The 13,837-nt window shown below is 46.3% G+C and carries 16 protein-coding genes; 7 read left to right on the forward strand and 9 right to left on the reverse strand.

Annotation, left to right across the window (positions count from 1 at the left end; genetic code table 11):
• Window positions 1-179: 179 nt before the first annotated feature.
• A complete protein-coding gene (locus tag MKZ07_RS10205; RefSeq protein WP_341025685.1) occupies window positions 180-1,466 on the reverse strand; it encodes an amidohydrolase in 1,287 nt (428 codons plus the stop codon).
• Window positions 1,467-1,544: 78 nt separating this feature from the next.
• Here MKZ07_RS10205 and MKZ07_RS10210 point away from each other — a divergent pair, with 78 nt between their 5' ends.
• The 5 genes from MKZ07_RS10210 to MKZ07_RS10230 all read left to right on the forward strand — a co-directional run bounded on the left by MKZ07_RS10210 (window position 1,545) and on the right by MKZ07_RS10230 (window position 5,748).
• Window positions 1,545-2,540 (forward strand): MerR family transcriptional regulator, encoded by a 996-nt coding sequence (locus MKZ07_RS10210; RefSeq protein ID WP_076160437.1) that lies wholly within the window; start codon window positions 1,545-1,547, stop codon window positions 2,538-2,540.
• Window positions 2,541-3,000: 460 nt separating this feature from the next.
• On the forward strand, window positions 3,001-3,723 hold the full coding sequence (locus MKZ07_RS10215) for a formylglycine-generating enzyme family protein (RefSeq protein WP_341025686.1): 723 nt from the start codon (window positions 3,001-3,003) through the stop codon (window positions 3,721-3,723).
• Window positions 3,724-3,909: 186 nt separating this feature from the next.
• Entirely contained in the window at window positions 3,910-4,263 is a 354-nt protein-coding gene (locus MKZ07_RS10220; protein ID WP_341025689.1) for a hypothetical protein, read from the forward strand.
• A gap of 26 nt (window positions 4,264-4,289) precedes the next feature.
• The gene (locus tag MKZ07_RS10225) at window positions 4,290-4,889 is read left to right on the forward strand and encodes an SMI1/KNR4 family protein (RefSeq protein WP_341027960.1); all 600 of its coding nucleotides are present in this window, start codon (window positions 4,290-4,292) and stop codon (window positions 4,887-4,889) included.
• A complete protein-coding gene (locus MKZ07_RS10230; protein ID WP_341027963.1) occupies window positions 4,864-5,748 on the forward strand; it encodes a GNAT family N-acetyltransferase in 885 nt (294 codons plus the stop codon). The genes MKZ07_RS10225 and MKZ07_RS10230 overlap by 26 nt, the downstream gene beginning before the upstream one ends.
• A 152-nt stretch (window positions 5,749-5,900) precedes the next feature.
• Here the strand turns inward: MKZ07_RS10230 and MKZ07_RS10235 are convergent, their stop codons facing one another.
• Together MKZ07_RS10235 and MKZ07_RS10240 are read right to left on the reverse strand one after the other, a co-directional pair.
• Complete coding sequence (locus tag MKZ07_RS10235) at window positions 5,901-7,223, reverse strand: sensor histidine kinase (RefSeq protein WP_341025690.1); 1,323 nt, start codon at window positions 7,221-7,223, stop codon at window positions 5,901-5,903.
• Between the two features lie 2 nt (window positions 7,224-7,225).
• Window positions 7,226-7,939, reverse strand: a complete 714-nt coding sequence (locus tag MKZ07_RS10240) for a response regulator transcription factor (RefSeq protein WP_036701110.1) — start codon at window positions 7,937-7,939, stop codon at window positions 7,226-7,228.
• A 195-nt stretch (window positions 7,940-8,134) separates the two neighbouring features.
• On the opposite strand from MKZ07_RS10240, the gene MKZ07_RS10245 reads away from it, so the two are divergent.
• Window positions 8,135-9,034, forward strand: coding sequence for a S1 family peptidase (locus MKZ07_RS10245; RefSeq protein ID WP_036701108.1), 900 nt, complete (start codon window positions 8,135-8,137; stop codon window positions 9,032-9,034).
• 102 nt (window positions 9,035-9,136) lie between these two features.
• On the opposite strand, the gene MKZ07_RS10250 is transcribed toward MKZ07_RS10245, so the two are convergent.
• The 3 genes from MKZ07_RS10250 to MKZ07_RS10260 form a co-directional block, all read right to left on the reverse strand.
• Window positions 9,137-9,505: a hypothetical protein gene (locus MKZ07_RS10250; protein WP_036701106.1), complete on the reverse strand. Its 369-nt coding sequence runs from the start codon at window positions 9,503-9,505 to the stop codon at window positions 9,137-9,139.
• A 258-nt stretch (window positions 9,506-9,763) separates the two neighbouring features.
• The gene (locus tag MKZ07_RS10255) at window positions 9,764-10,372 is read right to left on the reverse strand and encodes an ankyrin repeat domain-containing protein (RefSeq protein WP_036701104.1); all 609 of its coding nucleotides are present in this window, start codon (window positions 10,370-10,372) and stop codon (window positions 9,764-9,766) included.
• A gap of 8 nt (window positions 10,373-10,380) precedes the next feature.
• Window positions 10,381-10,965, reverse strand: coding sequence for a TetR/AcrR family transcriptional regulator (locus tag MKZ07_RS10260; protein ID WP_036701102.1), 585 nt, complete (start codon window positions 10,963-10,965; stop codon window positions 10,381-10,383).
• A gap of 171 nt (window positions 10,966-11,136) precedes the next feature.
• Here MKZ07_RS10260 and MKZ07_RS10265 point away from each other — a divergent pair, with 171 nt between their 5' ends.
• Window positions 11,137-12,123 (forward strand): NADP-dependent oxidoreductase, encoded by a 987-nt coding sequence (locus MKZ07_RS10265; protein WP_036701100.1) that lies wholly within the window; start codon window positions 11,137-11,139, stop codon window positions 12,121-12,123.
• A 55-nt stretch (window positions 12,124-12,178) separates the two neighbouring features.
• Here the strand turns inward: MKZ07_RS10265 and MKZ07_RS10270 are convergent, their stop codons facing one another.
• Genes MKZ07_RS10270 through MKZ07_RS10280 form a run of 3 tightly spaced genes read right to left on the reverse strand, consistent with a single transcriptional unit; the run spans window position 12,179 to window position 13,683 of the window.
• Window positions 12,179-12,655, reverse strand: a complete 477-nt coding sequence (locus MKZ07_RS10270) for a DUF6756 family protein (protein WP_036701097.1) — start codon at window positions 12,653-12,655, stop codon at window positions 12,179-12,181.
• A 1-nt stretch (window position 12,656) separates the two neighbouring features.
• Window positions 12,657-13,067, reverse strand: coding sequence for a hypothetical protein (locus tag MKZ07_RS10275; RefSeq protein WP_341025695.1), 411 nt, complete (start codon window positions 13,065-13,067; stop codon window positions 12,657-12,659).
• Window positions 13,060-13,683: a CPBP family intramembrane glutamic endopeptidase gene (locus tag MKZ07_RS10280; protein WP_036701094.1), complete on the reverse strand. Its 624-nt coding sequence runs from the start codon at window positions 13,681-13,683 to the stop codon at window positions 13,060-13,062. Before MKZ07_RS10280 ends, MKZ07_RS10275 begins: the two co-directional genes overlap by 8 nt.
• Window positions 13,684-13,837 lie beyond the last annotated feature (154 nt).

The raw sequence follows: 13,837 nt of genomic DNA on the forward strand, positions 1-13,837 counted from the left end.
TTATCAGGCCTCCATTTGAATGTGATCCGTATACTTGTGGAGCATAGTGCCCCCTACCAATCAAGTGTAACTGATAAAGTTGGAATATATTGTTTTTTATGCAGTATTAGCATAGATCACAACCTCAACAAAAACAAGCCTCTGTGGCGATGTTAAAGAAAATAAAGTACTCAGGAATATTAGATGTCTTTAACGATACGCTTAGAGCGCAGCGATACTTGCTCCAATAACTCGTCTTCATCAATGGTGAGCAGTTGACGGCCTTGCATTAACACTTTTCCGTTAACAATGGTGGTGTCCACATCTGCACCATTAGCGCAGTATGCGAGCAGTGAATGGAGGTTGTGTATTGGCTGCAAGTGGGGTTTTCTCATATCAATCAAGATGATATCTGCCTTCTTCCCAATTTCCAATGTGCCCACCTCATGGGCAATGCGGAGCAATTCCGCACTTCCAGCCGTCGCCATGCGAAGAGCATCCATTGCGGGAAGCTTCGTAGGATCGCCGTAATCCAACTTTTGCAGCCATGTTGCTGCCCGGATCTCCTCAAACATGTCTAACGTAGTGGCGCTGCCCGCCCCATCCGTGCCTAAACCTATAGTAATCCCTTGCTCAGCCATATCCTTAATCGGCGCTATGCCGCAGCCAAGTTTGAGATTGCTTACTGGATTATGGGACACGCCACCCCGCATACTCTTCAGATAACCGATATCACGACGATTTAGATGCACGCTATGTGCGAGGAGCACATGCGCCTTTTCAAACAAACCGAGGTGATACAAATATTCGGTTGGGGTCTGATTATACTTTTCCCGAATCGTAATGACTTCCTCCTTCGTTTCGGCCAAATGAGTATGTAACGGAATGTTCTCCTGCTCCGCCAAATCGATAACCTCTCTAAAGGGCTGCGGAGGAACTGTGTAAGGGGAATGTGGGCCCAGCATCGTCGTAATTCTGCCTTCTGCTTTACCGTTCCAGTGACGGATGAGATGGAGTGCCTCGGACATTCGCCGACCTTTGTCATTTTCGAGGAAAGTGAGCCCCCGTGTTAAAGAAGCCCGCATACCAACCTCTTCTACCGCTGCAGCGATTTCATTCATGTGGATGTACATGTCGGCGAAAGCAGTAGTACCCGATTTAATCATTTCCGCCATCGCGAGCTTCGCTCCCCAATAAATGTCCTCTGGAGTCATTCGTGCTTCAGCAGGGAGCATTTTTTGGTTCAACCAATCCATAAGTTTCAAATCGTCGGAAAACCCCCGCAACAAGCTCATGGGTGTGTGTTGGTGGGCGTTGATTAGCCCAGGCATTGCTGCCATACCCTCGCCATGAATAACCACATCTGCCCCAGTGGATATGATGGACTGAATATCCGCTAAGCGGTCTCCGTCGATGAGAATATCTCCAATATAGGGTTCCTCGTTTCCCATGGTTAAGATCGTCGCTCCTTTGATTAACGTCTTCATCGTGACAGCCTCCTTTTCTAGGGTTTATACTAAACCTTGACGTTGAGTGAGGGTCAAGAACATAAAGGGGTCTATCTCATGAAAATAAAAGAAGTCGCTGATATGCTGAAAATATCTCAGCGCGCGATTCGGTTTTACGAAGAAAAAGGTCTTATTGCTCCTTCCAAACAAGATGACAATCAGTATCGGATGTTTGACGAAGAAGATATTTGGCGCTTGCAGACGATCATTGCACTCCGGGAATTAGGAATGCCGGTTAGTGACATTAGGACTGCACTATTGGATATTGAAGCCAAAGGAAACAGTCAATTACGATATTTGTTGGAACTCCAGCGATCTGTCATGTTCACTAAGTGGGTCGAAATGCAGCAGATTATTGAGACAACAGACCAAATGATTGAAACCCTCAAGCAGGACCATGCACTTCCACTAGACGACATTTACATTCTGGCGGAGGGTTCGAGAAGACTGAGGGAACAACGGACATGGAAGGATAAGTGGGGGTATGACCGCTTGGCAGGCGTTCACGATCAGTTGGTTCAAGTGGACACTCGGAAATATGGGGACTATGATGAGGCGCTGCGCCTTGTCGTAAAGTGGGTATCAGCCATTCATGGAGAAAGAGGATTGGATATTGGAACGGGTACGGGGAATTTGGCTGGCCGACTGATCCATGAAGGCGCGGTGATGGCTGGAGTGGATCAGTCCAACGAAATGTTAAAGGAGTGTCAGCGCAAATTTCCAGAGATGGAGACCAAGCTTGGCAATTTCCTGGCATTGCCGTACCTTGACGGGAAATTTGATTTTATTGTTTCGAGCTTTGCTCTGCATCATTTGACGAGTGACCAAATGCCGCTCGCTATTCAGGAGATTCGCAGGGTATTAAAACCTCACGGACGGATCTGCATCGCGGATTTGATGATTGACGGGGAAGAAAGCACAGTCCATGAAAGTGATGAGGATTCTATTCTACTCCCCAAGCTCATTGATTTATTAGAGGATAGCGGATACATCACGAAACATCTTAAAGTAAATCGATTGTTGCATGTCATTTTAGCAGTACCTATTCGGTAAAAAAACCTTACCCCTGCGTCAAGGTTTACCGCTTTCCACGTACAAATATGTTATTCAGATTTCATACGCAATAACGTCAAGAAATCCTCGCAGATTCCAGGTGTTTTCCGGAAGCCACATAACAAATGTCTACTGTTGGTGCGGCAAAACGTCTGATGTCACGACAGTTGCTTCTAAGCCGGTTCACTCTTTCTATTGCTGGCTGCACTTGAGCTGGATCATGCGGGAAGCCCGTAGCAATGACAGCGTCTAGTAGTGAAGTACATTGAATACTGGCTTAAATCGGTGCACATACAATACGGTGAACCGTATCATAAATAGCGGCAAATTTTTTGCGGATACATTTCAGAGCTATTAAACAGGATAATACAGTTAATAAAAGAAACTTTCTGGCGATAAATGAGCAAGGGAGGTCAATAAGATTATCGAAAAATATGGAAGTGACAGAGAGCGCTTTCTAATGGATTTAATGAATTTGATGGTGCCGGTAAAAGGGGGAACCATTGAATTACGCGATTATATTAACACAAATAAATGGCTTAGCTCTGACTACACGTTATCAGACCCTGGTAGTAATAAAAAAGCTATTACATGGACTGAAACGATCGAACCTTTCCATGTAATGAAGTATCCGGTAACCCGGCAGTTGTATCATTTTGTCATGGATGAAGAAGAAGTAGAACCGAATGTGAATAATCTTCCAATTACGGAAGTTTCGTGGATGGATTCGCTTGTCTTTTGTAATGAATTGTCCAGAATGCTTGGAAGGACAGAATGCTACACATTCACAAATGAAAGTGAGAACACAATATATAACAAGACAGCCAATGGCTTTCGATTACTGTCAGATGCTGAATGGCAATATGCGTGCAAAGCGGGAACTACGGGATACCGATATGCAAGAATTGATCAAATTGCATGGTATCAAGAAAACTCCAATGGTTCCGTCCATCAAGTAGGACAACTGCTTCCTAATCCATGGGGACTTTTTGATACGATTGGGAACGTTTGGGAATGGTGCTGGGATCTATATGATACTGAACGATATGGGAACTATAGAGTCTTCCGGGGAGGTAGCTGGGCTGAAGTTGAGAACAACTGTGGTTCTACCAGTAGAAGGAAAAGCATGCCCGATTTCAAGATAGATGATCTTGGTTTTAGAATAGCCCTTACAAAACCTTGAGAACGTGACATCAAGCATGCCGAAATTGACTTAAATTCATCATGAATACCATTACAACTAAAGATAGTCTACTTGATAAAGCGGGCTATTTAAAGCACTGAGAATTTACTTCTATTGGATTAATATGGCATAATAAAGAGAATATAAGTTCTTGAGTGATTATTTTTTATAATGGAGGAATGTAGCATGGGGATTTCTATTTATTACACTTGTACGAGAAATCATAACCTTACCAACAGCGAGAAACAAGAGATCACGGCCATCATTGATAAATACAATGTGGGTTTTGAAATGAAGGATATTGGAGAAACATTTTCTGTTTATGACTATGATCAGGAGGAACCAACAGTAATCTTTGCAGGTGCAACAAAGCTGCCCCTATCAGACAATTTTGAAGATACATTGCATGCGCTGTTTTATTGGTTGACCTGTTTGACGGATATTAGAAGAAGTATTTCTAATGGGGATTGGCATGTGCATCTAGATGATACGGATGTTATTTGGGATGAGGAAACGGGTTGGCACATGCCCGGCGATTAGTATTCTAAGGTGTAATCTATTTGGAGGTGAGTAAGATTTCTCAAATCGATGAATTATACACAAAAATAGAGGATTTATTAGCTGAAAAAGTTGTGGATGAAGACATTGAGTACTTTGAAGATTACAAGAAGATTACTGGAGTAATGGATAAACAGATTGACGACTTTGAAAGAGATTTTAACATTTTATTACCAACAGATTTCAAGGCGTTTTATGCAATTAAGGATGGCAGCGGTTATCCGCTTAATCTTTTATATACTTCATATGGAGATAGTGTTATTCCATTCACCTTGCTTTCCTTAGATGATATTAGAGACACGAAAAAGTTTTTCTGCGATCGTGATAATTTAATGAGCGAATATTATAGCGATGAGGAAATTAGTAAGTTAGATTCTCGTATTAAGCCCTATTTATTTAACAAGCGTTGGTTTCCTTTTGCACAGGTTGTAGGTGGGGCAATGTATTTAATGATAGACTTTGACCCAACAGAACATGGTACAGTTGGGCAAGTTATCTTTTATGTGCATGACCCTGATTTTGTATATTTTATAGCTCCAACATTTTCAGGTCTTTTACAGGATACTATTCAAAATCTTGAAGATGATTGGTATGAAGAGTGCCGATGAAAATAATGCTGTTACCCAACGAAAAGGAACTAAAATGAAGAAAGGTCGATCAATTTTCGAGAAGGTGATTAACGTGATATTTACAAAGTGCCTGCTGCACGAAGTACAGCATCTCATCCATGATTATACTCATACCTTATCCTCGCCATTTGACTCTTTTCTGGAGGAACACATTCTTGCATCTGATTTTTACGTAATCTGTGATGAAATAAGAGAGATTGGCTATTTTGCGATTCATGATGGCCAACTGCTTACGCAATTTTACATTCAGCCCTCATATGTTAAGGATGCCCAAACGTTATTCAGCCAAGTGATTGAACAGTATAGGGTGAAGTCTCTCTTTGTTCCCACTTGTGATGAGTTGTTTCTTAGTTTGGCTTTGGATAAAGACTTTCAACTCACCAAACAGGCTTACTTCTTTCAGGATAGCCAGCTAAAAATTCCGGAAAATGAATCTTATAAAAGCGACGTTTTTGCTCCGGCAACATTGGACGAACTCCTCCCCATTCAACATATGTGCGGGGAATTCCTTGATCAATATGAAAAAAGGATAGTTAACGGGGAACTCTTTACGTATTACCGGGGCGCTACCCTACTGGGAATTGGGGTTTTGGAAAAGAGCAAAATGCTTCATGGCCTGGCGAGTATTGGCATGTTTACAAACGAGGCGTATCGCAAGCAAGGAATTGGAAAAAGTATTATTCTTAAATTAAAAAAATGGTGTTATAGCCATGACCTTTCGCCGATTTGCGGATGCTGGTATTATAACGAGGCTTCCAAAAGAACTTTGGAAAACGCGGGTATGATAACAACAACCAGACTTTTGAACATAAAAGTCAATCTGCCTGAAAAGAATTAAAACTTGCCGTTACAGACAGCGCGGTGAACCGTATCATAATTTACAAACGAAACATTACGCAAACAGGTAAGGTTAGTTGAACGACAACAGCAGCAGTCTAAGACTTATTTAGTCTAATTCTGCTGCTGTTACTTTACACACGCGGCAACTTATTACCCAATCTTCTTCCTAAAACTAAACCGCGCCCCGCCCAGCTCCGAGCGGGAATAGGTCAGCTCCCCGTTCAGCCGTGCCGCAATCTGGCGGCAGATGGCTAGCCCGAGGCCAGTTACTCCATTAGCTCCGGTATAGAAACGCCCGAAAACGGCTTCACGCTCCTCCTCGGCCAGACCCGGGCCGTTATCTTCAATATGGATCGCCCACGCTGCTCCAGGAACCTCCGGGTCCACCCGGATAACCACCTGATCTGTGGTATGCCTAACCGCATTCTGCAATAGATTGACCAGGATACGGAACAGCTGCTCACCGGGAATCGTAACCTGCAGGCTCTCCCCTTCCACGGTGAGCTTCAGGTCCCGCCGGCTGGCCTCCGGCATGAGCAGCATGGCGGCTTCTTCGGCCATGGTTCGCAGGTCAACGGTGGCGGCAGGCCAATGCTCGTCTACGGCTTCCAGCCGGGAGAGCTGGAGCAGCTTGTCTACCATATCAATCAAGCGCTGCGACTGGGTGGTGATTACCTCCAGGCCTTCCTCCTGCGTGACCACCTGATCCTGAATGGCGAACACGAAGCCGTGGATGGACATCAGGGGGGTTTTTAGCTCATGTGAGATATTCTGCAGGAATTCAAGCTGGTTGCGCTGATGCTGCTGGATACGCCCCGACATGGACTGGAAGGTGGTCATCAGCTCCCCGATCTCGGTCCGGTCTCCCTGCGGAAATGGATTGCCCTGCGCATAGGAAGGTTCATATCGCCCAACGGCTTCCTTCAACCGGTTCAGCGGCCGCACCACCCGTGAGACGGCGAACAACCCGATCGCAAGAATCACCACAAAGCTGACTCCGATAGACAGCAAAGTAGTTCGCATTAGTGAGCCGTATAAGGCTCTAAGCGAAGATAGCGGCGAATAGATGAAGATTTCATCGGACAGCCCTCTAAGCTTTTCTTGCGCATATAATACCTTCCTGCCGTGCAGGAGGGCTATTCCATTTTTTCCCGTAGGCGTGTAATGCAGCTGCTTCCCTTCTTCTTTCTCATTGCTGGCGTCAATAATCTTCTGATCCGCATCCAGAATCATATAGTCCGCGTTCATCATCAGTCCCTTGACGACATACTTGAACTGCGTGCTGTTCAGATTGTTGAGGTCACCATCGCTTAGCAGCTTCTGCGCCTTCCCTACCTGTCCATGCAGCTCAGCCTTCACCTGATTCATCAGGATGTCGTCGATCAGATGCACGAACAGCATCACCGTAATCGCTACAGTGACGAGCATGGCAATGCAGAGCGAGAACAACATTTTACCGCGAATGGTCCGCATGGCTACACCTTCCGCACGGATGCACGGTATCCGAAGCCCCACACCGTATCAATTAGAAGCGTGGAGTGGTGCTCGGCGAGCTTTTTACGGATTCTTTTGACCACATCATCTACAACCCGGACATCCCCGAAAAAGTCATATTCCCACACCTGCTGAATCAGATGCTCGCGCCCGAAAGGCCGTTCCAGGTGAGAGGCCAGGAAGAGCAGGAGATCGAATTCACGGGAGGTCAGACTCACATCCTCCGTATTCACCTTCACTGTCCGGTAATCCGCATCAATCTCCACATTCCCGGATTTGCAGACTTGCTTCGCCGTCACCACCTGGGAGATCTCCTCCGCAGCAGCATTGCCCGCTCTAGCCAGACGCAGCATAGACTTCACCCGGCCCACCAGCTCACGCGGATTGAACGGCTTACTCAGGAAGTCACTACAGCCCAGCTCCAGCCCCTGAATCCGGTCACTCTCTTCGCCGCGTGCAGAGATCATAATAATAGGGAGTTCGGTGAAGGTACGTAGTTCGGTGAGCAGCGCCAGACCGTCAATCCCGGGCATCATAATATCGAGAATCAGGCAATCCGGGTGCTCTACACGGACATGCTCGATCAGCGTGCGGCCGCTAGAGAACGAAGTTACGTCATACCCTTCCTTACGCAAATATTCAGAGAGCAGCTGTAAAATGAAAAGATCGTCGTCTACGACTACTATTTTGGCCATTATGTATACCCCTTTACCGTCCTAATCTAGCTCTATCATACAGGGTTATATAGGTAGATTAAAGAAAGGACTCGTCTTAATCCTCGCCTTCCCCTGTTTCGAAAAAAATGTGAAGCTCTGTTCTTACATATCCGCAGACTGACCGTCACAACATGTCTCACTCCTCAATAGTATACAACTAAAGGGGGAGTGATTATGACTCGCAGGGTTAGCAGATTCCTCTCATGCCTACTGGCTGTTGCAGTTCTAACATTGGGCATCCACATCGCCGCAGCTTCTGCTGTCAGCAAAGTCTCCATTACATCCACGACGGTCATCCAATCCGGGATCAAGGTCGGGCCTTACACTAGCAACGCCGCATTATCCAAAGAAGAGCAAGCCGAAGCCTATCGTAATTATAAGAATCTGACACGTGTCGTTATGATAGACAAGTATGTAATGTCCGGTCAAGGGAGCAAGACAAAGATTGGTATTGGTGCAGGCTTCATGTTACCCGGCGGATACATTATCACTAATAATCACGTGGCCCCCGCCAGCTATAATGGAAAGAAATTGCGCTTCCAAATCACTTTTTATGCGCAAAAATCGGACGGGTATCTGCTAGGCACACTTGTGGCAACAAATCTTAAGGATGACCTCTCCCTGCTGAAGATTGACGCTAACAAAATCCCAAAAACCTATCAGGACAGCTATTTCAAGGAGTTCAAGCTTGTGCCAACAGCCAATGAAAAGGTGACGGTCATCGGGCACCCTACTAAGCCAATAGGAAATTCGGAGACTGGGAATACCAAGAGGTACCCCTGGACACCGCTCTACGGAACATTCACCGCCGATGATGTGGCCGTAATCCGCAAATCGAAAAATGCGTCAACACCCGATGTGTACACGCACTCCATGGAATTCAATGTGCAGACCTGGCCCGGAAACAGCGGCAGTGCTGTCATAGATTCGAGCGATAAAATAGTCGGCGTAATCTCCTCCACGATCCTTGGTGAACCCCGTTCCTTTGCCACCAGTTCGAAGCTTATCTTACAGTTCATCGAGGACAACCATTTGTCTGAAGCTATTTTTGGACACGCCGTAGACGGAGGTTAGAGTTAGTTAGATGTATAGATCAAAAGACGGGACTCTTCATGAGCCCCGCCTTCTGTGTTTATAAGTATGTTGCTGCGGAAGACTGCAATGGATGCATTAGCATTATTTCTTCTTTGGTGTCACGATGATCTTGCCGGCCGATTTGGAAGGTGTCACAGCTTTGGATACTGTTTTGTGTTTGGCATGTGAGGCTACTGTCTTTCCTGCTGCTTTGTGCTTGGTTGGCGTTGTAGACTTGACCGGACTTTTAGTGGCTGCTGTACTCTTCACAGAGGTTACTGCTTTAGCAGGAGTCGAAGCTTTCACTGGAGTTATCTTGGCTGGAGTGGAAGATTTCACCACTGGTGCAGTCACCTTCACCTCTTTCACTGATTTCACAACAGGTGCCGTTGCTGCGAATGCGCTTGTTGAGCCGCCCACTACACTCACTACTGCCAACACTGCGATTACTCTTCTTGTCCATTTGATCATTTCAATCACCTCTTCTTTGAAAGTATCTTCATCTTAGCAGGCGATTGCGGGAATTCTGTGGAACAAGTATGAGTAAAGTATATGAAAATAGCGTTATAGAGTAATCCAGACCAATACGGTCCAGGTACCCCCTTGCATGACCCCGTCTGATCTCCCCATAGTCAACAACGATATCACGTATCCATTCATTTCTTGAAAATTTGCCGGGGTCTCGATGCCAGGTTATTAGAGCTTTAGAATGTCTTATATACGAAGTATTCAACCGCTCTTCCCTGCTCTTTTCGTCAACATTTCCAGGATTTCCAGATAACCGCTTCTTCGGGCATGCTCAATCGGACTAGCGCCTTCGGAATCGGCAAGATTCACGTCTGCCCCATGATCGATCAGCAGTTGTACAATAGCCTGATGTGCCTCTCCACCATCACCCAGAAGAACCGCCTCCAGCAGTGCCGTCCAGCCAAGATTGTTGATATGATTCACATCGACGTCAGAAGTGGTCAGCAGCTCTTCCACAACGTCCACATGACCGCGTTCAGCAGCAGGAATCAGTGCCGTTCCCCCAAACCGGTTCAGGATGGATGTATCCGCACCTGCGGCAATAGCCACCTTAACGAAATCAAGCATCCCTTCTGCTCCCGCATAAAGAAGCGGATTGTCTAAGCGGTTATCGCGAATATCGATGTCCGCCCCTTGTTCAATCAACAATTTGAAAAGCTCTAATTGATTCGTGTGTACAGCGATCATTGCAGGTGTTCTGCCTGAGGAATCTGTAGCGTCGATATCAGCCCCCTCTTCCAGTAAACGGGTCACACGATCCATATCGCCTTGCTGAACAGCAGCCCATAGTTGTTGATTTAACTGATCCATTCCATGGTTCACCTCCTGAGTATTTCCCTGCCCAGACCGTTCATTACATAGGGACGAGCAATGTCTGTAAGCACACCGGTCCCGCTCTTCTCCCCGGCATTTAACCAATAATGTGCAGCGCCATAGATGGCTGAACCTGTCATGGCCGCCATCATTTTGATATGATGAACGTCCGCCCTATAACGGTCATCCCCTCGCAGAAAAATGTTTTCTATGGTTTGCTGCAGCAGTTTTTTTATTTTGTCATCGACCAGCTTAGCCATCGGATTGGAATCTATTCTGCAGATCCGATAAAAATCCACGATGTATTGGTGCGTCATTATGATCAACTGTTCACATATATCATCCGTGAACTCCTGTGCATTCACCACTTGCTCAGGAATTCTCTCATGAAAAGCCTGTTCTGTGACTTCGTCCAGCAAAGCATATTTATCTTCAAAATGGGCATAAAAAGTGGCGCGGTTAATGGTTGCTTCCTGAGCGATATCTTTGATGGTGATTGCATCAAATCCTTTTCTCTGCAGCAAATCTCTGAACGCTGTTCTAATTAACTCTCGTGTACGCAATACCCTCGGATCTTCCTGATTTACCATCCCTATATCTCCTTGTTAAACATCAATTATCTTAATGTGTTGCCTATGCAACTTTCCTCTAACTCTGCCGGTTGAACTCTCAAGCAGGCAATATTATTATCATATCAAACAGGTGTTGCTTAAACAATCTGTGAATCATTCTTATGTTTAATTTAAGAGGAGGATTTAATCGTGAAAGCTATTGCTTTGACAAGCTTTGGAATTCCCGAAGCGCTAGAAGAACTGGAAGTACCCGTTCCCGCACTCACCGACACACAGGTTCTCGTCGAAATGCGCGCCTCATCCATCAATCCCGCAGATGTTCTATTTCGCAGCGGCGCAATTCTTGAGAGTCCGATGGCCGATAAATTCCAGGATCTATTTCAATTACCGCTTGTTCTTGGTAATGAAGTAGCCGGCATTGTTAAAGAGGTTGGCGGGAAAGTCCGGCATTTCAAGCCGGGGGATCGTGTCATGGGAATGATTCCGAGAGGTTCCTACATGGACTATGTTGCCGTGGAGGAAGATCTCCTGGCCGTTATTCCTGAGAGCCTTTCCTTCGAAGAGGCCGGCGCTGCGCCTGCCGTTGCCTTGCCAGCCTGGCAAGCGCTGTTTGAGCATGGCCATCTTCAACCGGGACAACGCATCCTTATTCAAGCTGGCGCTGGAGGAGTAGGACATGCTGCAGTCCAGTTAGCGAAGCAACATGGAGCATATGTAATCGCAACTGCGAGGGACTATAATCACGATTTCGTCAAAGGACTCGGTGCTGACGAGGTGATCGATTACTCGAAAACCGACTTCACCACCCAAATCACAGAGTCTGTTGATTTTGTATTGGATTCTGCTATGGACCCCGCCACTTTCGGTACCGGGTTACCGGGAGACATCGGAAGGAAGAACTACTCGGTCATCAAGGATGGCGGAACCTTTATTTCACTGGTGGCATTCGCGCTCAATCAACAACCGAAGGTCCGCGGTATTCACGCCTACTTCTTCCAGGCAAGAGCTAACCGTACCGATTTTGAATCCATTGTCCGCCAAATGCAAGAGAATAAACTGAATATCCATATAAATGAGGCCTATCCCTTCACTGCCCAAGGCCTTCTTCAGGCGTATCGCAAAAGTGAAGAGTCAACCAAACGGGGGAAAATCATCATATCGAAGAATCTTGGTTAAATGCCATTCCTGGCGGGATTGGAATTTATAATCTGCATGAAGAAAGCTTTATCCCCTAAGGGTTAGAGCTTTCATATCTCATACACCGGTCAATGACCGGCTGGCCGCTCAGGTGGAGCATGTCATGGTGATCTTCGCAGAGGAGCCATTGAAGCTTTTTGGAGATCAGGTAATACTCATTCAGGTGGCATAACTCAGGGATCACCTGGAGAATCGCCACCGTCTTCCCCTCATAAAGCCACAGCTTATCATACCGATCCTCGGCAATGAACCAGATGGATTCATCTTGGATGATGTCTCTTTGCTTGGCATAGTCTTTGTCTACGAAGCTGGCGCTATACTGGGGTTCCTGCAGCCGGTTCCAGCCCCAGTGTAAGCCCTGCGTATGATGGGTCTTTACCAGAAACCGTTCCTCAATTTCACTCAAAATGCGCCTCCACTGGTCTTTGCGAACTTCATGTAGCCCTCTCCGGTCCAGCTTCAGCGACTTGATTAATTCTTCGATCTCTGCGCGGACAGATAGGGAATCCATTCTACTCCCCCACCTTGTTCTCTACGAATTTCAACCGCTGTGAATAGTAGTCCTCTGCAACCTTATTCTCCATTAACCCCAATGTCGTAATATCCACAATTAGAGGTATGGAAAAGCGTAAGCGCGGCATTGTTCGACCTGAGGGTGTATCCCCATCTTCAATTACAAATCCCACTCCCTCCAGATTAAGATCAGAAGATTGGGGTGCCTCATAATTACTCAAGACCCGCTCCCCCCGAAGTTGTAACTGGTTCCCTTCCGCCGTCCAATGGAAGGTCTCAATCAATATCGAGTCCCAATTCATGATCTCAATCCAACCAAACCCATTGTCCTGAAAAATAATCCGTTCATCCCCTTGCGCCCCAGGCCCGTACATACAGTCCACCGACCAAATTCCTGTCAGTTTATTCACTATTTTTCTCCCCTCTCATCTGAATCATATTATATTTGAACAGCAGCGTAATCCCGAGATTCATCAGAAAATGCACAAGGATCGGGACCAGCAAATTATCCGTCTGCCCATAGACCCACCCGAAGACCAGGCTCGGGATAGTGATGTTCAGTAGCATTAGCGGCTTCGTGTAGTACTGGACATGCATTCCCACAAACAGCACCGTAGTGATTACGATAGCGACCCGGAGGTTGGGAAGGTAGAGGGTGAGTACATTTTGTATAATTCCCCGGAAGAGCAGCTCCTCAAATAACGCACCGGCAAAAGTGAAGGCAAGGATTGCCGTGAGCGAGTAATTCTGATAGCTCTTATTCGTTTCATCAATATAGCTGGCAGGCGTAATTAGAGTCAGGATGATTCCGAACAGCAGCAAGCTGATTGGGGGAAGGACAACATACATTGCCAGTTGCAGCGGATTTCCAAAGGATAACAGGTCCTTCAGGTTCAGGACTTCGTAGATAACAAGGGCAAAGATAACGGCTGCGCTGATCAGGGCGAAGGCGAGGAAAACCAGTACAGCGTCTTTCGGATTGAATTCTTTTTTGCCTGGTGGCGGGGTCCCAGTAGCACGATTCATAGCATAGCTTCTCTCCTTGTCTTCCAGGTTCTATTTCTCCACGGACAACAGATTCATATAGTTCATCACTTCAGCAATCAGCAATTCCCCTGCTACGATAACATATCCTGTACTTTCCCAACAACCTGTATAGCCCGCAATGGCACAACCCGAA

The sequence above is a fragment of the Paenibacillus sp. FSL P4-0338 genome, assembly GCF_038002365.1.
GTDB lineage: Bacteria > Bacillota > Bacilli > Paenibacillales > Paenibacillaceae > Paenibacillus_AQ.

Excerpts from the sequence above, each read along its gene's own strand:
- MKZ07_RS10205 (WP_341025685.1), bottom strand. The coding sequence starts at position 1,466 with ATGAAGACGTTAATCAAAGGAGCGACGATCTTAACCATGGGAAACGAG.
- MKZ07_RS10210 (WP_076160437.1), top strand. The coding sequence starts at position 1,545 with ATGAAAATAAAAGAAGTCGCTGATATGCTGAAAATATCTCAGCGCGCG.
- MKZ07_RS10215 (WP_341025686.1), top strand. The coding sequence starts at position 3,001 with ATGGATTTAATGAATTTGATGGTGCCGGTAAAAGGGGGAACCATTGAA.
- MKZ07_RS10220 (WP_341025689.1), top strand. The coding sequence starts at position 3,910 with ATGGGGATTTCTATTTATTACACTTGTACGAGAAATCATAACCTTACC.
- MKZ07_RS10230 (WP_341027963.1), top strand. The coding sequence starts at position 4,864 with ATGATTGGTATGAAGAGTGCCGATGAAAATAATGCTGTTACCCAACGA.
- MKZ07_RS10235 (WP_341025690.1), bottom strand. The coding sequence starts at position 7,223 with ATGCGGACCATTCGCGGTAAAATGTTGTTCTCGCTCTGCATTGCCATG.
- MKZ07_RS10240 (WP_036701110.1), bottom strand. The coding sequence starts at position 7,939 with ATGGCCAAAATAGTAGTCGTAGACGACGATCTTTTCATTTTACAGCTG.
- MKZ07_RS10245 (WP_036701108.1), top strand. The coding sequence starts at position 8,135 with ATGACTCGCAGGGTTAGCAGATTCCTCTCATGCCTACTGGCTGTTGCA.
- MKZ07_RS10250 (WP_036701106.1), bottom strand. The coding sequence starts at position 9,505 with ATGATCAAATGGACAAGAAGAGTAATCGCAGTGTTGGCAGTAGTGAGT.
- MKZ07_RS10255 (WP_036701104.1), bottom strand. The coding sequence starts at position 10,372 with ATGGATCAGTTAAATCAACAACTATGGGCTGCTGTTCAGCAAGGCGAT.
- MKZ07_RS10260 (WP_036701102.1), bottom strand. The coding sequence starts at position 10,965 with ATGGTAAATCAGGAAGATCCGAGGGTATTGCGTACACGAGAGTTAATT.
- MKZ07_RS10270 (WP_036701097.1), bottom strand. The coding sequence starts at position 12,655 with ATGGATTCCCTATCTGTCCGCGCAGAGATCGAAGAATTAATCAAGTCG.
- MKZ07_RS10280 (WP_036701094.1), bottom strand. The coding sequence starts at position 13,683 with ATGAATCGTGCTACTGGGACCCCGCCACCAGGCAAAAAAGAATTCAAT.